A 23,113-nucleotide genomic window follows, 5' to 3' on the forward strand; every position below is an offset into this window, starting at 1 on the left:
CCATCGCTGACGCGATACTTGACCGCATTGTTCACCACTCATTAAGGGTCGAATTGTATGGCGAATCACTAAGGAGAAGAAACTCTAAATCAGAAAATGTATTTTTGTAAAAATAATAGTTGTTAAACCGGACAAAAACATCCGCTCTCAGGAGCCTATCTGTACAACAACTTTACTCTCTTTCAAACCCTAACTCAGAGGGGTCACTTTAGATTGGCGAAGAGGGGTCAACATCAGTGGTATATCCAGTGTTGCTTTCTAAATTGATAAACTTCAATTGCAGGTATCTTAACTCCTTGGGCCGGATACAGGTGTAGTATATCATCCTGACGAATAGCAGGCAGTAAGGATCATTGGCCTGTAGCCAATCCATAATAGATTTAAAATCAGCATCTGAAAATACCTGGTGTGATTCCGTCGCTAATTTCCGCCTTGTTTCGGTATCCGTTACCGGGTTGATGTCGATGTATTTATTCTTTTTAAGGTAGCGAAAATAGTTGTTGAGCGATATACGGGCGTTGTTATAAGTAACACCCAGCCATTTTTCTTTTTGCTCGTGGTGGTCTAAAAAGTGGGTAATCTCGTAATCGCTGATCTCATTAGCTTTTTTATGTTCCCCGTAATAGGTGATGAACATTTTAACTTTAGAAAGATAGGATTGAATTGATTTTTTTCGGGTGCCTTTAGCTTGGTGGTAGGCTTCAAAAAGAACTTTACCTTCTTCTATGGATAGTGACACGACCTGTCGCTTTAGTTTTTCGTTGCTTCTTTCGTCAATAGGACTCCAGCCGCCGTCTAAGGCTTCGCAGTAGGTTTCCAACAGTTCGTTGAAAAGGCTGAGTTTTTCTTTGGGGTCTTTTACCCTGTTCAGATTTTTGCTGAATCTGAACCGCTCCATGTTTTTGGTCGCGGGATCGTAAAAGAAAAATTCGACGTACCAGCTTTGTTTGGCTTCCTCGCGGGCTTTTGTAGAGCCTTTCGGAACCGAATCAATCTTTTTTCCCTTGAATAATTTGGGGGTTGTGTAGGTGATTTCTGCCGTTTTCATAGGCCCGAAATTGAGGGGCTGTGGCAGAGTTCTGTCAGAGTAAGCACCTGGTGAGTAGCTAAGTAGCTGATTACCAGGTGCATTAAGTGTCTGAGTGGAGAATATCGGAGTCGAACCGATGACCTCTTGCATGCCATGCAAGCGCTCTAGCCAGCTGAGCTAATCCCCCGTTTCGGGTGGCAAATATATAATTTTAAGTATTAAAAAAGAATTTGATTTTAAAATTAGTTGTCGGGCTTGAAATCATTATCCAATATTAATTGCATAAATTTCAAATCGAGCCAGTTGTTAAATTTATAGCCCACCTGTTTAAAGGTACCTATTTCTGCAAAGCCCAATTTTTGGTGCAGGCTAATGCTTGCTATATTATTGGCATCTACGCCGGCAATTATGGTATGTATTGGTTTTTGCTTAACGGCTTCAATAAGGTGTAGTAAAAGGCTCCTTGCTATCCCTTGCTGCCTGTAAGCTTTGTGCACATATACCGAATGCTCTATGGTATATTGATAAGCTGCCCAGGCCCTGAACGGTCCGTAAGTTGCAAAGCCTGTAATCTTTCCATTCACTTCGGCAACAAAAACAGGTATGTTATGTCGGTTTTTTTCTTCCATCCATTCCAGTCTCATGTCAATGGCGTGTGGTTTATAGCTATAAACCGCAGTTGTATTTAAAATAGCGTCATTATAGATATCAAGAATATCACCGGCATCTTTTATTGATGCCGGTCGAATGATCAGACCGTTGATGTTGTTGTCCATATATCTTTATTCATGGGAGGCTACATAAATATATACATTGTGAATTACAAGCGAATAATTTAAGTGAAACTTTAAAATGGATGGCATGAACCCTGGGGCTAAATATCGCGGAGAATAATGGACATTTACTCGGTTGAGGGCGATATCGAAAATTGATTATTTAAGCGCAGGCTCATTCGTCTGCAACCCCGCTCGTTAGCATTGGCACATGCACCTTTCGCCATCAGTTTGTAAATTAATTCCTGACATCTATGGTGAGTAGGCTGACTGAAAAGCTAAAAGAATGTTTTATCGGTGCCATGAAGCTCCGGATCATCAGATAATAGCAGCCATAAGAGGCGTTTTCTGAGCAAATACCATAATCGTAAATTTTTTTAATCAACAATTTCGTATTGTTGGGATGTAGAATGAGCTTGTTGCAAAAATATATTAGTTATTATAGCTTGTATAGCAAATTATATTGCGCTAATTTTATGACCAGTAGAATCTCAGATTACTTTTGCCTCAAATCTTATATCTCACATCTCAATTCTGTATCAATTACTTAACTTAGCGCCGTTAAAAACACACAATGAAAAGAGATAAACTGATATTTAAACTTTTGGATGAAGAGCAGCAACGCCAGGAAGAGGGTATTGAACTGATTGCATCTGAAAATTTTGTAAGCCGTCAGGTAATGGAAGCGGCAGGTTCTGTTGCTACCAACAAATATGCCGAAGGTTTGCCGGGCAAACGTTATTATGGCGGTTGCGAGGTAGTTGATGAAATTGAAACCATTGCTATTGAGCGTGCAAAACAGCTGTTTAATGCCGAGTGGGCAAATGTGCAGCCACACTCTGGTGCGCAAGCTAATGCTGCTGTAATGCTTGCCTGTTTACAGCCTGGCGATAAAATATTAGGTTTTGATCTTTCGCATGGTGGCCACTTAACACATGGTTCGCCGGTAAATTTTTCGGGTAAATTATACGAGCCTCATTTTTACGGTGTAGTTAAAGAAACCGGCTTAATTGATTACGATCAGCTAAAGAGAGTGGCTTTGGAGCAAAAACCAAAACTGATTATCTGCGGTGCTTCTGCCTATTCACGCGATTGGGACTATGAATTTATCCGTGCCGTTGCCGATGAAGTTGGCGCTTTGGTGTTGGCCGACATTTCGCATCCATCAGGTCTTATAGCGCGCGGTTTGCTGAAAGATCCGCTTCCGCACTGCCATATCGTTACTACAACTACACATAAAACCTTACGCGGGCCGCGCGGTGGTTTAATTTTGCTGGGCAAAGATTTTGAAAATCCTTTCGGTGTTAAAACCCCAAAAGGCGAGACCCGGATGATGTCGTCATTATTAGATATGGCTGTGTTCCCTGGTACTCAGGGCGGTCCGTTGGAGCACATCATTGCGGCTAAAGCCATTGCTTTTGGCGAGGCTTTGAGTGATAGCTACATGAAATACATTGTACAGGTAAAAAAGAATGCCGAAGCTATGGCCGAAGCATTTGTGAAACGTGGTTACCAGATTATTTCAGGCGGTACCGACAATCACCTGATGCTAATTGATTTGCGTAATAAAAACATCACTGGCAAGGCCGCCGAGAATGCTTTGGTTAGCGCCGATATTACCGTAAATAAAAATATGGTGCCTTATGATGATAAGTCGCCGTTTGTAACATCTGGTATCCGTGTTGGCACAGCGGCTATCACCACCCGCCATATGAAAGAAAAGCACATGGAGGAGATTGTGGAGCTGATAGATGCAGTACTTTCTGACCCTGAAAACGAACATTCTATCAAGAAAATTCGTAAAAGGGTACACAAGCTGATGCACGATTTTCCATTATATCGCGAAGAAGGATCAGAATAAATGGCAGCAGAGCAGCGTGGATTTATAGATAATGAGAAAGAGCGTTTAACCGCGCTGCAATCATACCATGTGCTTGATACCCTGCCCGAAGAAGAATATGACGCTATAACGCGCCTGGCATCCTATATATGCCAGGCGCCTTTAGCTTTTATCACTTTTATTGACGATGACCGGCAATGGTTTAAATCAAAAGTTGGCCTGCAGGTTGATTATATCCCCAAAACTGAATCTTTTTGCCGCCACACTATTTTGGGCGATGATATAATTATCGTTCCGGATGCTACCAAAAATGATTTATATGCCAATACCGACCTGGTAAAAGGCGATATGGGTATTAGGTTTTATGCCAGCGCCCCTTTAGTTGACCCACAAGGTTACCGCATAGGAACGCTTTGTGTTTTTGATCAGAAAATAAAGGTTCTGAACGCCGAGCAGGAGGATGCGTTAAAAACGCTTGCCAAAGACGTGATGTCGCACCTTGAGTTGCGCAAGCAAAAGCGCGAATTGGAGCGCAACCTGCAAATTCATAAAGATTTTTACAACCTGTTTGATAGTTCGCCCGATGTTCATTGCATTATGGACAGGGACTTTAATATTGAACAAATTAATCGTTCGGTTTATACGGTTTTGGGTATTGACCCCGAAAGCGCCATTGGGCAGCCCATCTGGAACTTTTTTCCTGAAGAGGAAAAGCTTCGCACTTTAAATGTGCTTAAAACAGGGCTAAGTAAGCAACAACGTAAATTTGATATAGAAACTATTGTTTTGGCACCCAAAGAAGCTATTAAATGGGTAAGCTGGTCGGTTAAATTTAGTGGTGATAAATGGTTTGCCAGTGGACGTGATATTAGTTATCAAAAACATATTTCACACGAGTTGGAACAATTGGCCCTGGTAGCCAGTAAAGTTAGTAACGGCGTTGTAATAAGTAACGCCGCCGATGAGGTTGTTTGGGTGAATGATGCATTTGAACACATTACCGGCTTTACCTTAGCCGAGGTTGAAAATAAATGGTTGGGTGCCACGCTCAAAGGTACCGTTGTAGATGCCGCCGCAGAGGCAAAATTGCTTGCTTCGATAAAAAATAAGGAATCATATGAGGTTGACCTTTTAATAACTCCAAAAAGCTGTAAGCCTTTATGGGTTACAATTATTAATTCTGTTATACGTAACAGTGGGGGCGATGTTGATAAATATATCAGGGTGATTATTGATATATCGGTACGTAAAAAAGTTGAGCAGGACCTGGAGATATTATCGTTTGCAGCAAGGAAATCGCCCGGAGGGATATTTATCCGGGATATCGAGGGGCGGTTTATGTGGATGAACCAGGCCCTTGAAGATATTATCGGTTATTCGTTTGCCGAGCTGGAAGGCAAGGCAATTGGTACATCGTTGTTGGGTAAGGACTCGGACCTGAGCGTTTTTGAAGGCGCTGTGCAGGCCGTAAAAGAAAACCGGCCTTATGAGGTTGAAATAAAAGTATACAAAAAAGACGGTACACCAATATGGGTCTGGCTATCAAACAGCCCGATATTTAATGAGGTAGGTAAAGTTGACCGGCAGATAGGGGTGATGGTTGATATTACTGAACGTAAGAAGGCCGAGGAAGAACTTACCCTTTTATCCCTTGTGGCAAGTAAGGTTACCAGCGGCATTGTTATTAATAACAGCGAGGGCCGGGTTGAGTGGGTTAACGAAGCTTTTGAGAAAATTACCGGGTACCAGATAAAAGAGGTGCGAGGGAACCACCTGGGTGACGTATTGAAGGGCGCGCTAACAGACGTTGCAATTATTGAACGGGCGCGAGAGCTATCACGAAATAAACAATCTTTTGAGGTAGATTTGCTTGTTTACCGCCGAGACGGACAACCTTTGTGGGTATCTGTCATCAACTCGGTAATATTGGATGCTAAAGGTAAAGTTGATAAATACGTAGAGGTAATTATTGATATTACTGAGAAAAAGAAGGCCGAGATTCAATTAATTGCTGCCAAGGAAGAGGCGTTGCAACTGAGTAGGGCCAAGGATATGTTTATCTCGGTAATGAGCCACGAAATCCGCACGCCTTTAAACGCTGTTATTGGTATGTCGCACCTGCTGATGGATGAAGACCCGCTGGAATCGCAGAAAGAAAACCTGGCTATTCTTAAATTTTCGGCCGAGAATTTATTGACGTTGATTAACGATGTGCTTGATTTTGCCAAGATGGAGACAGGCAATGTGGAGCTTGAGCGTGTACGTCTTGACCTGCGCGATATGGTACAAAGTATCAACAATTCATTGCAATACAAAGCAGTCGAAAAAAATATATATCTTAGCAGAAGCGTCGACGATGATGTACCATCAATTGTTTTGGGTGACCGGACCCGCTTAAGTCAGATAATTTTAAACCTCGTGAGCAACGCGGTTAAGTTTACCGAAGAAGGTGGTGTCAATGTCGATCTGAAGGTTATCCAGGAAACTGATAAGGATGTAAGGATCAGGTTTTCGATCACAGATACGGGGATAGGTATAGCGCCCGACAAAATAAATGTGATATTTGAGCAATTTAAACAGGCTGAAGCTGATACTACGCGTAAGTATGGGGGCACTGGTTTAGGGCTGGCCATTAGTAAGCGTCTTATTGAACTACATGACTCGCGTATAAATGTGGATAGTGTACCGGGACAAGGTTCCACCTTTTGGTTTACCATTACTTTTGACAAAGCAGATAAGCAATTAAATACCAATAATAATAAAGTGGAAGAAGGACTAAAAATTAACGTTTTAGTAGTTGATGACAACCAGATAAACCGGTTATTAATTAATAAAATCCTTAAAAAATGGGGCGCCGATGCAGACTTTGCCGAAAACGGGCTTGAGGCAGTAAATAAGGTAACAGCCAACCAAAACTATAACGTGGTATTGATGGATATACACATGCCCGAAATGGGTGGGTTGGAAGCCACCCAGGTTATCCGCTCAAATCCCGAACCGTATTTTCAGCAATTACCTATTATCGCTTTAACCGCATCTATGTTAAGTAACCAGATGGGCGAGATCGACAATGCAGGCATGAACGACTATATCCTGAAACCATTTGATCCAAAAATACTTTTCGAGAAGCTGAGCAGGTATCAGCATCAATAGGTCCCCAGCCCCCTAAAGGGGGAGCTAAATGAACACCGCCGCAAATAGCTGCCGCGAGCTTCCAGCTTGTGGTTGCACATGGTTTCAGCTTTCAGCTGAACTTACTGGCAGGCTAAACCGCATAGGCAATTGTAGCAATACTCAGCTTCAGGCCAGGCACCCTCAATAACTCAATCCCACAAGCTTCCAGGGTTGATCCTGTAGTTACAACATCATCTACCAGTAAAACGTGCTTGTCTTCCAGTCTTTCCGGCTTGGCAACTGCAAATACTTCCTGCATGTTTTCAAACCGGGCAAAGCGCGATTTGTGGGTTTGAGTTGCAGTGGCAACCTTCCGTATTAAGTTATCCAATTCAATGGGAGCTGTCAACTTATCAGCCAATCCATCGGCAAAACAAGCGCTTTGATTATAGCCGCGTTCTTTTAAACGTTTTTTATGCAAAGGCACGGGGATAATATAATCTACAGTATTAAAAATCGGGTTCTCTTTTAATTGGGCGCCGGCAATGTTTCCGGTAAGGTTCCCAATCTGTTTCATGCCGCTGTATTTAAAATGATGCATCAGGTTTTGTACATTGCCGCCTTTGTTAAAAAAATAGAGGGCATAGGCAGCCTCAACCTTTATTTTACCATAAAACTGTTGTGCAACAATGTTATCCGGCTGTGTATGAAAGTTGGTAAATGGTAAATTATACCGGCAATCCGAACAAATGATATGCTCACCGGTTACCAGGCTGGCATTGCACGCGGGGCAAAGCTGGGGGAAAAACAACGAAACAAAATCGGCAAGGTAGCCGCCTGGTAATTTCATGGCCTTAATGTAAGGCACATTTTTTTAAACTTCTACAGTTTTTGATTTTTCTTTAATAGCAAGCTGACCGCAGGCCGCGTCAATATCTTTACCGCGGCTACGGCGAAGATGGGTATTGATTCCCTGTTTAGTTAAATAATTGGCAAAAGCCTCCACTTTATCCTCGTCGGCATTAATATAGCTGGCAAAAGAAATTGGGTTATACTCTATGATATTCACTTTGCAAGGCAGGTGCTTGCAGAATTTGGCAAGCTCCATAGCATCCTGGATGCCATCATTTACACCATCAAAAATAATATACTCGTATGTTACCGGGTTTTTGGTTTTGGCGTAATAGTATTTAAGAGCTTCGGCAAGCGCTTTTAGCGAGTTTTGCTCGTTAATGGGCATAATCGTGTTACGCTTCTCGTCGTTAGCGGCGTGTAACGAAAGTGCAAGATTGAACTTTACTTCATCATCGCCCAGTTTTTTTATCATTTTGGCAATACCTGCAGTTGATACAGTGATACGCTTTGGCGACATGTTTAGGCCGTCCTCGGCAGTAATACGCTCTATCGAGTCCATTACATTTTTGTAATTAAGCAATGGTTCGCCCATTCCCATGTATACGATGTTTGATAGCGGGATGCCATAATTTTCGCGGGCTTGCTGGTCAATCAGTACCACCTGATCGTATATTTCGTCGGGATTAAGGTTTCTTTTACGCTCCATATAACCCGTAGCGCAAAATTTACAGGTAAGGCTACAACCCACCTGCGACGACACACAAGCCGTCATTCGGCCCGGAGTTGGAATTAAAACGCCCTCAATTAGGTGAGTATCGTGTAAAATAAAAGAATTTTTTATAGTTTTATCAGCACTAACCTGTGATGTGTTTATTTTAACGTTGTTGATAACAAAGTTTTCATCAAGTTTAGTGCGCAGTTCTTTTGAAATATTGCTCATTTCATTAAATGAGAAACATGATTTTTTCCAAAGCCATTCATAAACCTGCTTAGCTCTGAAACTTTTTTCGTCCATACGAATAAAATGTTCCTGTAAAGCATTCAAACTCAGGCTGCGGATGTCTATTTTGTTTTTTGCAATATTCAYGTTGCAAAGGTACTTAATTTAAAAAAATGTTTTTCTTTTTTTAAAGTCATTCTTTTCGACGGTAAAAAAACAATAACTAAAAGTTAATTGTATTAATTTGAACTGGGCATATTTTAGAAAAACGTTTTTAGACAGATACCAAAGTTTAACAGATGAATGAAAAGTTTTAGAGCCGATTACGTTTTTCCAGTTTATGCCGATCCGATTAAGAATGGAATTGTTACCGTTGATGATGTTGGTAAAATAATTTCGGTTACAGATTCAAACAACCCGCCAGATAGCCCGATAGAAAATGTTACCGGTATTATTTGCCCCGGGTTTGTAAACACCCATTGCCACATTGAACTTTCTCATCTAAAAAACAAAATTAAAACAGGCGGTGGCCTGGTTTCTTTTATAAAAGAGGTTCAGGCCTTCAGAAACTCCGATCAGCAACAGGTAGCCGACGCTATTGAAAAGGCCGATCAGGAAATGTACAATAATGGCATTGTAGCTGTTGGCGATATTTCAAATACCAATTTAAGTATTCCGGTTAAAGCCAAAAGCAAACTATATTATCACACTTTTGTAGAAACTTTTGGTTTTTTACCGCAAAATGCCGCTGATGTTTTTGATAAGGCTACGGCATTGCTTAATGAGTTTAAACCTCAGTCGGTTTCTGTAACACCACATGCTCCTTATTCGGTTTCGAAGGAGTTGTTTAAGCTCATCAGGAAACATAGTGAAGAGGGGCATAACCTTATTAGCATTCACAACCAGGAGTGCGAAGACGAAAACAAGTTTTATCGCTATAAACTCGGCGGATTTTTAGACCTGTACCAGCATTTTGGTATCGATATCAGTTTTTTTAAGCCACAGGCGCGCAACTCTGTACAATCAATAATACCGCTGCTTACCAATAAGCAAAAGGTTTTGCTTGTGCATAACACCTGCACCAATTTAAAAGACATCTATTTTATCAAACGTTTTGACCGTAAAGTGAATTTTTGCTTTTGCCCTAACGCCAATATATATATTGAAGGCAAACTGCCTAAAATTGAACTTTTTGTTGATCAGGGCTTTAATATTACCCTGGGCACCGATAGCCTGGCATCCAACGATAGCTTATGTATATTGAGCGAAATGCGTGCTATTCAAAAAAAGTTCCCTGCTTTGAGTACCGAAAGGTTAATAAAATGGGGTACCCTTAACGGCGCTGAGTTTTTAGGTATCGATGATGAAAAAGGCTCGTTACAAGTTGGCAAAACCCCCGGCCTTAACTTAATAACCGGACTTGATGGTTTGAAGATAACGCCGGAGAGTAAAGTGAAGAAGTTGATTTAGTTGGATTAGGTTGATTGAGTTGAATTAAGTTATTTTGCATGTTGAGAACGGTTAGTCGTTTAAAGTTTTTAACTATTCACCTAATCAACTTAATCTAACTCAATCAACCACAAATGAAACATCTCAATATAACAGTTAAAGGCAAGGTACAGGGCGTTTCCTTTCGTAAATCAACAAAGGCAACGGCCGATCAGTTGGGCGTAAAGGGCTTTATTTTAAATGAGCCGAACGGCGATGTATTTATTGAAGCCGAGGGCGACGATTTTGCGATGGAGATGTTTATGGATTGGTGCAACGAAGGCCCCGAGTATGGCGAAGTAACTTCTGTAGAAACCTATGAAGGCGAATTAAAAAACTATCGTAATTTTGAGGTTGTAAAAAGGCGCCCGTAATTGTAACGGATAGCAAATTAATTACATTGAACATCAACATTGTCAACCGCTAAAAAATTTGCCGGGCAAACGGCCATCTACGGTTTAAGCACCATCATTTCCCGGATGATTTATTTTGTGCTTACGCCAATTTATACCCGCACCCTTTCGGTAGGCAGTAATGGCATATTTACTACAATGTATGGTAACGCTTCAATAGTAAATGCTGTATTGGCATTTGGTATGGAGACCACCTACTTCCGGTACCTGCAAAAAAGGGCCGATGATAAGCAACAGGTTTATAATAATGCGTTTGGCGTAGTCATTGTAGTTGCGCTAATCTTCATGCTTTTTAGCTTTTTATTTTTAGATAGTATTATTAACTATATGCAGGCGGGCGTAAAAGCCGACCATGCAGACTATGCTTTCTATGTTAAAAATTTCCTGGTGATACTGGTGTGCGATGCTTTTTGTGTTATACCATTCGCCAAGATCAGGGCAGATGGGCGGCCGGTTAAGTATGCATTTATTAAATGCACCAACATTCTGTTTGTAATGTTGCTTAACCTTTTCTTTTTATTTGGCGTGCCTTTTATTATTAAGCATCAGCTACCTGGCGCTCACTGGATGGTTGGCTGGTACCGGCCGCATTGGGTTGGTTATGTTTTTTTAGCCAATGCTATTGCCAGTATTTTAACTATTGTTTTGTTACTTCCCGAAGTGTTGAAATTGCGGTTGAAATTTGATGGTACCATGTTCAAGGATATGTTTGTATACAGCTGGCCTGTATTGGTAGCCAACATTTCGTTTATCATCAACGAATCGGTAGATAAAGCGATGCTTAAACAAATGCTCCCTACAGCAATTAGCGATCAGCAGGTAGGCATTTATGGCACCTGTGCAAAAATCGCCTTGTTCCTGAGTTTGTTTATACAGGCATTCCGGTTAGGTGCCGAGCCTTTCTTTTTCAGCCATTCAAAAAATAAAAACTCCGGTGATACCTACGCCCGTATCATGACTTATTTTGTAATTGCAATGGCAATGATTTGTGTTGCACTTACAGCCAACATCGATATTTTAGCCACTTTTATATTTGGCAGGCACACTGCGCATAATCAATATTGGTTGGGGTTGGGCGTTGTGCCGCTATTGTTGTTTGGCTATGTGAGCCTGGGTATTTATGTAAACCTTTCGGTATGGTATAAGCTTTCCGATCAAACAAAGTATGGCCTTTACATCTCAGGAATCGGCGCTATATTAACACTTGTTTTAAACTGGATATTTATTCCAAAATACAGCTATATGGCATCGGCTTGGGTATCGTTAATTGCCTACGCAACCATGATGGTTTTATCATACCTGTGGGGGCAAAAAAACTATCCTATTCCCTATAATCTTAAAAAATGCCTGGCATACGTTTTAATATCGATAACGTTGGTATACCTTTCATTTTCGGTATTCAATCATAATATTTTTGTGGGGAATGTACTTTTTCTGTTATTTGCCTTAGGCACATTTTATTTTGAACGCAAGGAACTAAAGATTATCTTTAAAAGATGACCATCAGCATAATTAACAAATCGAACAATAGTTTACCTGCTTACGAAACGGCGCATGCCGCAGGTATGGATTTAAGGGCCAACCTGGAGCAATCCATCCGGTTAAACCCCATGGAGCGTAAATTGGTGCCAACAGGTCTGTATATCGAATTACCAGTAGGTTTTGAGGCGCAGATACGGCCACGTAGTGGTTTGGCGTTTAAACATGGGATAGGTATTGTTAATTCGCCGGGGACCATTGATGCCGATTACCGGGGCGAAATAAAAGTATTGCTGATTAATTTAGGTGTAGAATCGTTTGAGATTAACCATGGCGACAGGATAGCCCAGATGGTAGTTGCCAAACACGAAACCGTAAGCTGGACCCGGGTTGAGGTATTGAATGATACCACCAGGGGCGAAGGTGGTTTTGGACACACAGCGGTAAAGTGAAATAAAGCAAGAGATTAGAGTCAAGAATTAAGCCTTTTTGAAAATCGGCAAGGGGTAATGAGCGGTAATTTTAGTGTAGATTTGAATATGAGGGATAAGGATTTAAGATTTGGAAATACAATAAACAGGACATGGCACTTGCAAATTGCAGCTGTCTTGATTCTTGGTTCTTGCTTCTTGCCTCTTCACCTCACGGCTCAAACCACTGCTGCCCCAAAACAAATGGGTAGCCTGGATAGCAGCGAAATCAGGCAGTTATTTTTCTCGGCTTTGCGCGAAAAAACGGTAGAAAACCTAAAACACGCTTCGGAGTTGTTTGAACGGGTAATACAGGCCGATCCGGGGAATGATGCATCGCTATACGAACTGGCTAACCTGAAAAAAATACAAAACGATTATACCGGCGCACAACCGCTGCTTGAACGCGCTGTTGCCGTAAAACCCAATAACGAATGGTATTGGAGCGCACTTGCCGATAGTTACGAAAAAAGTAATAACATTAGCAAACTGGAGAACGTGTTTAACCAGCTTATCCGCCTTAACCCAAACAAGCCCGAGTATTATTTTGATAAAGCCAACGCGTTCGTCATCTTGAAAAGATATGACGATGCGCTAAAAGTTTATGATCAGTTAGAGCAAATTACCGGGCCCAGCGATGACTTGTTAGGTAGCCGTCAAAAAATTTACCTCAAACAAGGCAAAGTTGACCAGGCCGCGGCCGATGTTGAAAAAGCGATAGCCAATAACCCCGGTCAAATTCGCTACTACCTGTTACTCTCGGAGATATATAACTCAAACGGATTTGGCGATAAGGCTTTAAAAGTTTTGCTGCAAGCCGAGAAGATTGATCCGGGTAACGGCATGGTACACCTGGCGCTTGCCGATATTTACCGCGAAAAAAAGAATAACGATGCAAGCTATAAAGAGCTTACACAGGCCTTTGCCATTCCCGAAGTAAGCATCGATCAAAAAATAAGGATTATAACCGGTTATTACCCCAAATTTCCGGATCCTAATGCCAAAGCCAGCGCGCTTGAATTAAGCCGGATACTTACAATTACGCACGCTAAGGACAGTAAAGCTTTTGCCATGTATGGCGATATGCTGCTGCAAAGTGATAAATTGAAGGAAGGAAAAGATGCTTACCGAAAATCGATAGAGCTGGACGGGCAGGTATACCAGGTACATGAGCAGCTGGTGCGCATTGAATTAAGTATGAACGACTTGGATGGCGCTGTTAAGGACGGAGAGAATGCACTTTCCCTGTTTCCGAACCAGGCCTGGATGAATTATTTGGTAGGCGTAGCATGGGCACAGAAAAAGGATTTTAACAAAGCGCTGGGCTATGTTAAAAATGCAACTTCATTAGAAATTCAGGATAAGGAACTACTTTCGCTCAGTTTTTCGTTATTAGGCGATTGTTATCATGACATGAAGAACAACAAAAGTTCCGACGATGCTTATGATAAGGCACTGGCTGTTAATCCCGATAATGCATATACCTTAAACAATTATGCTTATTATTTATCGTTAAGAAATGAAGCTTTGGATAAAGCGGCGCAAATGTCTGCGCGGTCAACCCAACTGCAGCCCAATACGGCATCATTTGAAGATACATATGCATGGATACTGTTTATGCAGAAAAAATACCCCGATGCTAGGGTGTGGATGGAAAAGGCATTAACACACGATAAAGATAAAAGTGCGGTTAAGTACGAACATTATGGCGATATTTTGTTTTACCTTGGTAAAACAGATGAAGCTGTAGATAACTGGAAAAAGGCCAAAGGCTACGGCGATCAATCGCCGGTATTAGATCGAAAGATAAATGAAAAAAAATATTTTGAATAGGTTACTGATAGTTTTCGCTTTGCTGGCCATAGTAAGTTGTAAAGCACGCAAGCAGGTTATGGTAACCCGCAAAGCCGATACCGTAGCCAAACCTGATAATAAGATAAATACAAAACTGGCTGCTATTAAAGCACAGCAGGTAAACTTTAATACGTTTTCGGGTAAGGCCAAAACAAACCTGGATATTAACGGCAACAGCAATGATGTAACACTTAATATTCGCATAAACAAAGGCAAAAAAATATGGGTATCAATTACAGCGATATTAGGCGTTGAGGTTGCCCGTGCTGTAATTACGCCGGATAGCATTTTACTAATAAACCGGCTGGAGGGTGTTTACCTGAAAAAGCCGTTTAACTACGTTTATGCCTATGCCAGCAAACAGGTGAACTATAAAACTCTCGAATCATTGCTGATAGGTAATGCGATACCCGAGCTGCTTACCGAAAACGCTGATTTTGCAACCGCCAACGGCAATACTACTTTAAGCGGCAGCCTTGATGATTTGCTTTACAAATTGATAGTTGGGGCCGATAATAAAGTAACGCAAACCAACCTGAACAACCAAAACGAAGGGCAATCATTACAAGTGGCTAATAATACATTTATACAGGCCAATAACCGTATACTGCCATCACAGATAGATATTGCATCAGTAGTAAAAGATAAAAAGATCCACGTAAACCTGCATTATACCAAGGTCGATTTTGACCAGCAACTGGAATATCCATTTAGTATTCCGGATAGATATGAGCCGGCCAAATAATTCCTATTTTTGTTTGATGAAATTTTTAAAAGCAATTCTCTTTTTTATAGCAGTACTTATTGCCGTTGACGCACATGCACAAAGCAGTGCCGAGCTAAAGCGCAGGCGCGATAAATTATCAGAAGAGCTTGACCAGTTAAATAAGGATTACCAGGAAACATCAAATAATAAAAGAGCTACATTAAAACAACTGAGCTTATTAAAAGCGCAGATAAACTTGAGGGAAGAGAAGATAAATAACATTAACTCGGAGGTAAGAAATTTGGATAGCCAAATCTCCGAAAGCAATAATACCGTACATAGCTTACAAAGCCAGTTGGATCAGCTAAAAAAGGAGTACGCGGCGATGATACTTTTTGCCTACCGTAACCAAAGCGCTTACAATAAGCTGATGTTTATTTTTGCATCAAAAGATTTTAACCAGGCTTACAAACGATTGAAGTATTTACAGCAGTTTGGTGCCTATCGTGAGCGCCAGGCTGGTTACATACAGGGAACGCAAAAAGAACTGCATGTAAAAATAAACGAGCTTGATAAAACCAAGCAGGAAAAAAGCAATTTGCTCCAAGATCAGGAAAAGGAAAAGAAAACCCTGGGAGCACAAAAGAACGACCAGGTTAAAGTGGTTAAAGACTTGTCGCAACATGAGGGCTTGTTAAAGCAACAACAAAAAGATGTTCAAAATAAGCTGGCCAAAACAAACCGCGAGATTGCAAGTGCTATTCGCCGGGAGATAGAGGAAGCGCAGCGTAAGGCTGAGGCAGAGGCAAGGGAGGCAGCAAGATTGGCCGCGGCTAAAGCCAAAGCCGAAAATAAGCCGGCACCTGTAGAACGTAAAGCCGTTGTAAAAACAAGTTCAGGATATTTGAACGCCACACCAGAGGCGGCCAAACTATCTAACGACTTTTTAGGCAACAAAGGGCGCTTACCATGGCCGGTTACCAATGGGATAATAACCCAGGGATTTGGCCAGTATACAACAGAAGGAATCAAGAGTGAAAATACCGGGGTTGATATAAGGACGAATGCAGGCAGTGCTGTGAGAGCAGTATTTGAGGGGGAAGTAATCAGGGTAGTTGACGTAAGCGGTACTTACCTGGTAATGATTAAGCATGGGGAGTATTTTACAGTATACGGCAACTTACGCTCGGTTACGGTAGCAAGGGGGCAAAAGGTGTCAACAAAACAAAATTTAGGTGTTGTTGCAACCGATCCATCAACCGGCGAAACTGAGATTAACTTTGATATATATAAAGCTAAAGAAGCGCAAAATCCTAAGTTTTGGCTGGCGCCTAATTAGTTGTGAATCAAAAAGAAGAATCAAGAATTAAGAGTCAAGAATCAAGACAGAAAATAATAATAGGCTAAGTTATGCTCAGCTTAGCTGAAGAGACAGCTTACAAGGCGGTAAATTAGTATAAAACTTTTTTGCAGCTGTCTTGATTCCTGGCTCTTAACTTTTGATTCTTAATTATAAAGATATTAATTGTTTATATTTGTAACCTTAAAAAAAATGCAATGCTAAGTACAGTTTTTTTATTTTTAAATATTGGTACAGGCGAGATGGTACTGATACTTTTTGCAGCATTAATGCTATTTGGAGGCGAAAAACTTCCGGGTATGGCGCGCACGTTAGGTAAAGGCCTGCGCGATTTTAAAGATGCATCTGAGGATGTTAAGCGCGAAATCAATAACCAGATCAATAATTTCCAGGAAAAACCGGAGGCTACTAAAACCGTTGAGCCGGTAATTGAAGAGCATGTAACACCGCTTATTGAAGAACATTCGGTTGATGAAACACCTGTTGCCGAAAGCATCGAACATCATCCAAACCCGGTGATTGCCGAAAATAAAGTTCCGAATACAATCCCTGCGGCCGAGTTTCACGTAGGTACTGATCAGGAAACGGTTACCGAATCAAAAATCGACCTCAGCAAACACTAAAAAAACTGCCTTGGCAGTTTAATAAAAGAGCATTCTATCATTAATAATAATATTAACTTATATAAAAACTTAAAATCATGGGTTTAGGGGCACCAGAAATTATTCTAATCATCTTGGCAATTCTTTTATTATTTGGCGGTAAAAAAATACCCGAACTAATGAGAGGCTTAGGAAAAGGCGTTAAAGAATTTAAAGACGCGCAAAACAACGAAGGCACTTCTACAGAAGAAAAACCGAAAGTATAATACCTTAAGAGGTAATACTTTTAGCAGCTTTATTTACCATATAAACTTATCTGTTGAATTAATTTGTTATTTCAACGGATAAGTTTTTTATTTTAGCCCCATGGCTAAATTTTATTCCTCTTTAACCGAAATAAAGAGCGGGTTGCAGCGTGCGGAAATTACTGTTCAGGGTTTGGTAAAAAACTATTTGGGCGAAATTAAGAAGAACGCCCACTTAAACGCTTTTAATGAAGTGTTTGAAACAGAAGTGCTTATCAATGCCAAAAATGTTGATGAGCGAATAAAAAACGGAACAGCCGGCAAACTGGCCGGTATGGTTATAGCCATAAAAGACAACATTTGCTACAAAGGGCACCAGGTAACGGCCTCGTCCAAAATCCTTAAAGGTTTTACTTCAATATATTCGTCAACCATAGTTGAACGCCTGCTTGCAGAAGATGCTATAATTATAGGCCGCTGCAATTGCGATGAATTTGCTATGGGCGGCTCCAATGAAAACTCATTTTATGGTCCGGTAAAAAACTACGCCGATCAAAAAAGGGTATCGGGTGGGTCATCAGGCGGTTCGGCAGTTGCTGTACAGGCCAATATGTGCCACGCAGCCATTGGTACCGATACAGGCGGATCAGTTAGGCAGCCGGCTGCATTTTGCGGGGTGATAGGTTTTAAACCTACTTACGGCCGCATCTCCAGGCATGGTATTATAGCCTACGCCTCGTCATTTGACCAGGTTGGGCCAATTACCCGGTCGGTTGAAGACACCGCCTTGTTATACGAAGTTATGGCAGGCCCCGATGATTACGATAACACATTAATTCAGCAGCCGGTATCGCCAATAACCGTGGATACTCAAAAACCGGGAAAGAAAAAAATCGCCTATTTACAGGAAGCCCTGTCAAGCCCCGGCGTTAATGCCGAGGTTAAGGACGTTCTGGTACAATACATTGACAAATTACGCGCCGAAGGCCATACGGTAAAACCCATAGCCTTTGAACAATTAGATTACCTGGTGCCTACTTACTATATATTGGCTACGGCCGAAGCCTCATCAAACCTGGCGCGTTTTGATGGCGTGCATTATGGTTACCGCAGCCCGGCAGCTGATGATTTGCAATCAACCTATAAACGGTCGCGTTCCGAAGGTTTTGGTAAAGAAGTGAAGCGCCGTATTATGCTGGGCACCTTTGTACTAAGCGCCGGTTATTATGATGCCTACTATGCTAAGGCCCAAAAAGTACGCAGATTAATAAAAGAAAAAACCGAAGAGATACTAAACGAATACGATTTTATATTGATCCCAACCGCTCCGGAACCAGCCTTTCCGATAGGCGCTGAAGAAAAAGACCCGGTGGTAACGTATCTTTATGACATTTTTACCGTACAAGCATCATTAGCCGGTGTACCTGCCATATCATTGCCCACCGGCAATAATAGCAAGGGTTTGCCGTTAGGTTTACAATTATTAACGAAACATTTTAACGAACAACAACTGTTAGATTTTGCTGAATATTTCTTAAAGCTGTAAAAAAGCCATATTTTAGTAAAATTAACCGATGCAGGAAGCATCATTACTTAATCAAATCCAACGAATGAAGAGATTATTTACGCTTACCATCTGCCTGTCGCTGTTACAAATTATTCAAGCTAATGCCCTCCCGTCTGCAAAGCAAAGTCATCATTTTGCTGCTTTTCATGGCGAAATTAATGCCGATACCATCATTTTGCCGGTTATAAATCACCCGCTGCCAATGGGCGCGCAAGGCAATATTTATAAGCGCCGTCTTGACTCGATCAAGAAGGATATTCAGCTTGATTACAATGAGTATGTACAAAGCTACATTGAGCTATACATGCACAACCGCGATGAAATGGGCCAGGTTGCCGGCCTTACCAGGTATTACTTCCCAATTTATGAAAAGGCTTTTCATGATGCCGGGATTCCCGACGAGATAAAATTTTTATCGATAGTTGAATCCAAACTTGATCCAAACGCGGTATCAAGGGTAGGGGCAACAGGTTTGTGGCAATTTATGGGCACTACCGCAAAAATATATGGCCTTAACATGAATGAGTATGTTGACGAACGCCGCGATCCTATCCAGGCAAGTTACGCCGCCGCAGCCTATTTAAAGGATGCCTACCAGGAATTTGGTGACTGGCTGTTGGCCATAGCATCATACAACTGCGGGAAAAGCAATGTGGAGCATGCTATGGAAAAAGCAGGTGGCGGAAGCGATTTTTGGGCTATACGCCAGTATTTGCCTGCCGAAACCCGTGGTTATGTACCTGCTTTTATTGCCATGAATTATGTGATGAACTATTTTGGTAAGCACAACATCGTAGCGCAAGCCTGCAACTTTTCGTTGAAGACGGATACTGTTATGGTTAAAAAGTTTGTATCGTTAAGTAATGTTGCCCGTGCTTTAAATGTAGGCATCAGTGAAATAACCATCCTTAACCCGGCTTATCGCAGGTTAATTGTAAACGGTACGCCAAAAGCCCCGCGCAGGCTTATCCTGCCGCAAACCGCTAAAGAGAACTTTGCTGCTTTATATAATGTATTAAATAGTGCCGGTGATGCGGTGGCTCCTATGGAGTTTGCCAGGCCAGCCCCGGTTTATGCGGTAGCGGCCCCTGCCGCCCATCCGGCTTATGTGGATGTGCCAAAATCTGATCGAAAGATAACTACCTATCATAAAGTAAAAAAAGGGGAGACCCTGGCGGGTATAGCCGACTTGTTTGGCTGCGAGGTACACGATCTTAAAATTTGGAACAACCTGGAGAGCAACCGAGCTCCCGTTGGTAAAACAATAAGGGTTGCCGCCGGCGGTGATATCTCGGCAAGTGTATCTGCCGATACGAAACCGACGCTGTAAACACAGGATAATATCCGCTTAAACAATAGCCCGATTTTGACATGTTTCAAAACCGGGCTATTTTATTTCAGGTTACCATAAAAAGAATTGTAATTTTGGGCGCTTGAATTTTGAGAAGATGAACAAGAACAACCGTAAACAGGACGCGCTGAATTACCACTCCATGGGCCGCCCTGGTAAGATACAGGTAGTGCCCACCAAGCCTACCAATTCGCAACGAGATTTAACCATGGCCTATTCGCCTGGTGTTGCCGAACCCTGCCTGCGCATAGCCGAAAACGTTGACGATGTATATAAATACACCGCCAAAGGTAACCTCGTAGCTGTTATCAGTAACGGTACCGCCGTGTTAGGCTTAGGTAATATTGGTCCCGAGGCCAGTAAACCGGTAATGGAAGGTAAGGGCCTGCTGTTTAAAATTTACGCCGATATTGATGTGTTTGACCTGGAGGTGAATGCCAAAAGTGTTGATGAGTTTGTGGCGATAGTAAAAGCGCTTGAGCCTACATTTGGTGGTGTAAACCTTGAGGATATTTCGGCCCCAACCTGTTTTGAGATAGAGCGCAGGCTTAAAGCCGAAATGAACATCCCTGTAATGCACGATGACCAGCACGGTACGGCTATTATATCGGCCGCTGCTTTGATGAATGCCTGCGAAATTCAAGGCAAAAAACTGGATAAAATAAAACTGGTAGTTAATGGTGCAGGTGCCGCCGCGGTATCCTGTTCAAAAATGTACCTTTCCATAGGGGTCAAAAAAGAAAACCTGGTGATGTTTGATATCAACGGTGTGCTCGATCAGCACCGTACCGATCTTGACGATATCAGGATGGAGTTTGCCACCACCCGTACCGATGTAAAAACATTATCGGATGCCATGAAAGATGCAGATGTATTTGTTGGCCTGTCTGCCGGTAATGTGGTTACCCCGGCCATGCTGAAATCGATGGCTAAAAAGCCGGTGGTTTTTGCAATGGCTAATCCCGTTCCCGAGATTGATTATGATTTGGCAACTGCCGCCCGTGAGGATATTATCATGGCAACCGGCCGGTCAGATTATCCTAACCAGGTAAATAACGTGTTGGGTTTCCCGTACATTTTCCGTGGCGCGCTGGATGTAAGGGCTACCGCCATTAACGAGGAGATGAAGATAGCCGCCACTCACGCTATTGCCGAAATGGCCAAAAAGCCGGTGCCCGAAGCGGTGAACCTGGCTTACAATATCACCAACCTTAAATTTGGCAGGGATTACATCATCCCGAAACCGATGGATCAGCGGTTGATAACTGAAGTATCTATGGCGGTTGCTAAAGCAGCTATCGAATCGGGCGTTGCCCGTAAGGTAATTACCGATTGGGATGCCTATGCAGAGGAGCTAAGATCACGTTTAGGTAACAACGATAAACTGCTGCGCAACCTTACCAATAAGGCTAAGCAGAGCCCTAAAAGGGTAGTGTTTGCCGAAGCAGATAATTATAAGATCCTGAGATCGGCCCAGATAGTAAAGGACGAAGGTATTGCTACCCCGATATTATTGGGTAACATAGAAAAGATAAAACGAATCCTGCGTGAAAACGAGCTTGACCTTGGCGATGTGCAGATCATCGATCCACGCGAGGGCTGCGAAAACATGGACGAATACGTTAATTATTTATACAATAAACGCCAGCGCCGCGGCATTACCTTGTACGAGGCCAAAAAACTGATGGTCGACCGTAATTATTACGGCGCCAGTATGGTGCAGTTTGGCCGGGCCGATGCGCTGATTTCGGGTTTGACAAAAGATTACGTGAGTACCGTAAAACCGGCACTGCAAATTATTGGCACCGAAGAAGGCGTAAACCGCGTGGCGGGTATGTATATGATGATAACCCCTAAGGGTCCTGTGTTTTTTGGCGATACTACTGTAAACGTGAACCCAACGGTGCAAGAACTGGTAGATATTACTGTACTCATAGAGCGCTCGGTAAAACGCTTCAACATCACCCCCAGGGTAGCTTTATTATCGTACTCCAACTTCGGATCAAATGAGGGTGCAATTCCCGAAAAAACAAGGGAAACGGTAAAAATACTGCACGAAAAATATCCCGATATGGTTGTTGACGGTGATATGCAGGCAAACTTTGCCCTAAACTCGGATCTGCTGGCCGATAATTTTCCATTCTCTACGTTAAACGGAAAGCCGGCCAATACGCTGATATTTCCTAATCTTGAATCGGGTAACATTGCTTACAAATTGCTGCAGGAAATTGGTGGTGCCGAGGCGGTTGGGCCCATATTGTTAGGTTTAAAAAAGCCGGTGCACGTACTGCAGTTAGGCAGCTCGGTTCGCGAGATTGTGAACATGGTTACCATTGCGGTAATTACGGCACAGGCTAAAGCAGAGAACCAATAGTTTTTTTTGATAAACAAAAGAATAAAATAATATTTATGTACGATTATATTAGTGGTAAACTGGTTTTTAAAAGCCCATCGCATGTTGTTATTGATACAGGTGGTGTAGGTTATCATATCAATATATCGGTAAATACATATTCAAGGCTTGGCGCCGATGAAAGCTGCAAGCTATATATATGGCAACATGTAAAAGAAGATGCGCTTACCCTGTACGGTTTTGCCGATGATGGTGAGCGCCGCTTGTTTATGCACCTGATCTCGATATCCGGTATCGGGCCAAATACAGGCCGCATGATGCTATCTTCTATAACGCCGGCCGAGATTCAGGCCGCTATTGTAAGCGGTAATGTTTCCCTTATTCAGCGTATTAAAGGGATAGGTCCAAAATCGGCACAAAGAATAATTTTAGAATTGCAGGATAAACTGCGCAAGGAAGGCCCGGATACCCTAACCGTTGTGCCAATAAATAAAACTGCTAAGGATGAAGCACTTACCGCCCTGGTAATGCTTGGCTTTGCCCGCAATACTGTCGAAAAAGTATTAGAGCAGGAAATGAATAAAAATAGCGGCGATTTAACTGTTGAACAACTAATTAAATTTGCTTTAAAAACCCTATAATTACGTATAAATTTCGACTTGACTTTTGATAA

The 23,113-nt window shown here is 42.1% G+C and carries 20 protein-coding genes and 1 tRNA gene; 16 read left to right on the plus strand and 5 right to left on the minus strand.

Features of this window, described 5'->3' with window-relative positions; translation table 11 throughout:
* The first annotated feature begins 14 nt into the window (after positions 1–14).
* Positions 15–110 (plus strand): hypothetical protein, encoded by a 96-nt coding sequence (locus AC1DV1_RS16095; RefSeq protein ID WP_477361193.1) that lies wholly within the window; start codon positions 15–17, stop codon positions 108–110.
* Positions 111–208: 98 nt separating this feature from the next.
* Here the strand turns inward: AC1DV1_RS16095 and AC1DV1_RS16100 are convergent, their stop codons facing one another.
* The 3 genes from AC1DV1_RS16100 to AC1DV1_RS16110 all read right to left on the minus strand — a co-directional run bounded on the left by AC1DV1_RS16100 (position 209) and on the right by AC1DV1_RS16110 (position 1,806).
* Positions 209–1,048, minus strand: coding sequence for a phage integrase N-terminal SAM-like domain-containing protein (locus AC1DV1_RS16100; protein ID WP_477360961.1), 840 nt, complete (start codon positions 1,046–1,048; stop codon positions 209–211).
* Positions 1,049–1,143: 95 nt separating this feature from the next.
* Positions 1,144–1,217, minus strand: a tRNA-Ala gene (locus AC1DV1_RS16105).
* A 55-nt stretch (positions 1,218–1,272) separates the two neighbouring features.
* Complete coding sequence (locus AC1DV1_RS16110; RefSeq protein WP_477360963.1) at positions 1,273–1,806, minus strand: N-acetyltransferase family protein; 534 nt, start codon at positions 1,804–1,806, stop codon at positions 1,273–1,275.
* 571 nt (positions 1,807–2,377) lie between these two features.
* Here AC1DV1_RS16110 and glyA point away from each other — a divergent pair.
* Together glyA and AC1DV1_RS16120 are read left to right on the plus strand one after the other, a co-directional pair.
* A complete protein-coding gene (glyA, locus tag AC1DV1_RS16115; protein WP_477360965.1) occupies positions 2,378–3,664 on the plus strand; it encodes a serine hydroxymethyltransferase in 1,287 nt (428 codons plus the stop codon).
* Complete coding sequence (locus AC1DV1_RS16120) at positions 3,665–6,796, plus strand: PAS domain S-box protein (RefSeq protein WP_477360967.1); 3,132 nt, start codon at positions 3,665–3,667, stop codon at positions 6,794–6,796. It abuts the gene before it with no gap.
* A 112-nt stretch (positions 6,797–6,908) separates the two neighbouring features.
* Here the strand turns inward: AC1DV1_RS16120 and AC1DV1_RS16125 are convergent, their stop codons facing one another.
* Positions 6,909–7,607: a ComF family protein gene (locus AC1DV1_RS16125; RefSeq protein ID WP_477360969.1), complete on the minus strand. Its 699-nt coding sequence runs from the start codon at positions 7,605–7,607 to the stop codon at positions 6,909–6,911.
* 24 nt (positions 7,608–7,631) lie between these two features.
* Positions 7,632–8,693, minus strand: coding sequence for a dual-specificity RNA methyltransferase RlmN (gene rlmN, locus AC1DV1_RS16130; protein ID WP_477361195.1), 1,062 nt, complete (start codon positions 8,691–8,693; stop codon positions 7,632–7,634).
* Positions 8,694–8,855: 162 nt separating this feature from the next.
* On the opposite strand from rlmN, the gene AC1DV1_RS16135 reads away from it, so the two are divergent.
* From AC1DV1_RS16135 to ruvA, 13 genes are all read left to right on the plus strand, one after another.
* Positions 8,856–10,022, plus strand: a complete 1,167-nt coding sequence (locus AC1DV1_RS16135) for an amidohydrolase family protein (RefSeq protein WP_477360971.1) — start codon at positions 8,856–8,858, stop codon at positions 10,020–10,022.
* Positions 10,023–10,135: 113 nt separating this feature from the next.
* A complete protein-coding gene (locus AC1DV1_RS16140) occupies positions 10,136–10,414 on the plus strand; it encodes an acylphosphatase (RefSeq protein ID WP_477360973.1) in 279 nt (92 codons plus the stop codon).
* Between the two features lie 39 nt (positions 10,415–10,453).
* Positions 10,454–11,953, plus strand: a complete 1,500-nt coding sequence (locus AC1DV1_RS16145; RefSeq protein WP_477360975.1) for a polysaccharide biosynthesis protein — start codon at positions 10,454–10,456, stop codon at positions 11,951–11,953.
* Complete coding sequence (gene dut, locus AC1DV1_RS16150) at positions 11,950–12,384, plus strand: dUTP diphosphatase (protein WP_477360977.1); 435 nt, start codon at positions 11,950–11,952, stop codon at positions 12,382–12,384. Before AC1DV1_RS16145 ends, dut begins: the two co-directional genes overlap by 4 nt.
* 177 nt (positions 12,385–12,561) lie before the next feature.
* The gene (locus AC1DV1_RS16155) at positions 12,562–14,235 is read left to right on the plus strand and encodes a tetratricopeptide repeat protein (protein WP_477360979.1); all 1,674 of its coding nucleotides are present in this window, start codon (positions 12,562–12,564) and stop codon (positions 14,233–14,235) included.
* On the plus strand, positions 14,213–15,001 hold the full coding sequence (lolB1, locus tag AC1DV1_RS16160) for a lipoprotein insertase outer membrane protein LolB1 (protein ID WP_477360980.1): 789 nt from the start codon (positions 14,213–14,215) through the stop codon (positions 14,999–15,001). The genes AC1DV1_RS16155 and lolB1 overlap by 23 nt, the downstream gene beginning before the upstream one ends.
* Before the next feature lie 16 nt (positions 15,002–15,017).
* A complete protein-coding gene (locus AC1DV1_RS16165) occupies positions 15,018–16,301 on the plus strand; it encodes a murein hydrolase activator EnvC family protein (protein ID WP_477360982.1) in 1,284 nt (427 codons plus the stop codon).
* A 218-nt stretch (positions 16,302–16,519) separates the two neighbouring features.
* Positions 16,520–16,945 carry a Sec-independent protein translocase subunit TatA/TatB gene (locus tag AC1DV1_RS16170; protein ID WP_477360984.1) on the plus strand — a complete coding sequence of 142 codons (426 nt, stop codon included), beginning with the start codon at positions 16,520–16,522 and terminating at the stop codon, positions 16,943–16,945.
* Positions 16,946–17,022: 77 nt separating this feature from the next.
* Positions 17,023–17,190, plus strand: coding sequence for a twin-arginine translocase TatA/TatE family subunit (tatA, locus tag AC1DV1_RS16175; RefSeq protein ID WP_147055904.1), 168 nt, complete (start codon positions 17,023–17,025; stop codon positions 17,188–17,190).
* A 100-nt stretch (positions 17,191–17,290) separates the two neighbouring features.
* Positions 17,291–18,715 carry an Asp-tRNA(Asn)/Glu-tRNA(Gln) amidotransferase subunit GatA gene (gatA, locus tag AC1DV1_RS16180; RefSeq protein ID WP_477360986.1) on the plus strand — a complete coding sequence of 475 codons (1,425 nt, stop codon included), beginning with the start codon at positions 17,291–17,293 and terminating at the stop codon, positions 18,713–18,715.
* A gap of 64 nt (positions 18,716–18,779) precedes the next feature.
* Positions 18,780–20,066: a lytic transglycosylase domain-containing protein gene (locus AC1DV1_RS16185; protein WP_477360988.1), complete on the plus strand. Its 1,287-nt coding sequence runs from the start codon at positions 18,780–18,782 to the stop codon at positions 20,064–20,066.
* Positions 20,067–20,184: 118 nt separating this feature from the next.
* Entirely contained in the window at positions 20,185–22,461 is a 2,277-nt protein-coding gene (locus AC1DV1_RS16190; protein WP_477360990.1) for an NADP-dependent malic enzyme, read from the plus strand.
* A gap of 35 nt (positions 22,462–22,496) precedes the next feature.
* Positions 22,497–23,081, plus strand: coding sequence for a Holliday junction branch migration protein RuvA (ruvA, locus tag AC1DV1_RS16195; protein ID WP_477360992.1), 585 nt, complete (start codon positions 22,497–22,499; stop codon positions 23,079–23,081).
* Positions 23,082–23,113: the final 32 nt, after the last annotated feature.

The organism is Mucilaginibacter sp. P4_D1, assembly GCF_056401935.1.

What these genes read in the sequence shown, in the direction of transcription:
- AC1DV1_RS16100 (WP_477360961.1), bottom strand. Translation starts at nt 1,048, where the DNA reads ATGAAAACGGCAGAAATCACCTACACAACCCCCAAATTATTCAAGGGA.
- AC1DV1_RS16110 (WP_477360963.1), bottom strand. Translation starts at nt 1,806, where the DNA reads ATGGACAACAACATCAACGGTCTGATCATTCGACCGGCATCAATAAAA.
- glyA (WP_477360965.1), top strand. Translation starts at nt 2,378, where the DNA reads ATGAAAAGAGATAAACTGATATTTAAACTTTTGGATGAAGAGCAGCAA.
- AC1DV1_RS16120 (WP_477360967.1), top strand. Translation starts at nt 3,665, where the DNA reads ATGGCAGCAGAGCAGCGTGGATTTATAGATAATGAGAAAGAGCGTTTA.
- AC1DV1_RS16125 (WP_477360969.1), bottom strand. Translation starts at nt 7,607, where the DNA reads ATGAAATTACCAGGCGGCTACCTTGCCGATTTTGTTTCGTTGTTTTTC.
- AC1DV1_RS16135 (WP_477360971.1), top strand. Translation starts at nt 8,856, where the DNA reads ATGAAAAGTTTTAGAGCCGATTACGTTTTTCCAGTTTATGCCGATCCG.
- AC1DV1_RS16140 (WP_477360973.1), top strand. Translation starts at nt 10,136, where the DNA reads ATGAAACATCTCAATATAACAGTTAAAGGCAAGGTACAGGGCGTTTCC.
- dut (WP_477360977.1), top strand. Translation starts at nt 11,950, where the DNA reads ATGACCATCAGCATAATTAACAAATCGAACAATAGTTTACCTGCTTAC.
- lolB1 (WP_477360980.1), top strand. Translation starts at nt 14,213, where the DNA reads ATGAAAAAAAATATTTTGAATAGGTTACTGATAGTTTTCGCTTTGCTG.
- AC1DV1_RS16165 (WP_477360982.1), top strand. Translation starts at nt 15,018, where the DNA reads ATGAAATTTTTAAAAGCAATTCTCTTTTTTATAGCAGTACTTATTGCC.
- AC1DV1_RS16170 (WP_477360984.1), top strand. Translation starts at nt 16,520, where the DNA reads ATGCTAAGTACAGTTTTTTTATTTTTAAATATTGGTACAGGCGAGATG.
- tatA (WP_147055904.1), top strand. Translation starts at nt 17,023, where the DNA reads ATGGGTTTAGGGGCACCAGAAATTATTCTAATCATCTTGGCAATTCTT.
- gatA (WP_477360986.1), top strand. Translation starts at nt 17,291, where the DNA reads ATGGCTAAATTTTATTCCTCTTTAACCGAAATAAAGAGCGGGTTGCAG.
- AC1DV1_RS16185 (WP_477360988.1), top strand. Translation starts at nt 18,780, where the DNA reads ATGAAGAGATTATTTACGCTTACCATCTGCCTGTCGCTGTTACAAATT.
- AC1DV1_RS16190 (WP_477360990.1), top strand. Translation starts at nt 20,185, where the DNA reads ATGAACAAGAACAACCGTAAACAGGACGCGCTGAATTACCACTCCATG.
- ruvA (WP_477360992.1), top strand. Translation starts at nt 22,497, where the DNA reads ATGTACGATTATATTAGTGGTAAACTGGTTTTTAAAAGCCCATCGCAT.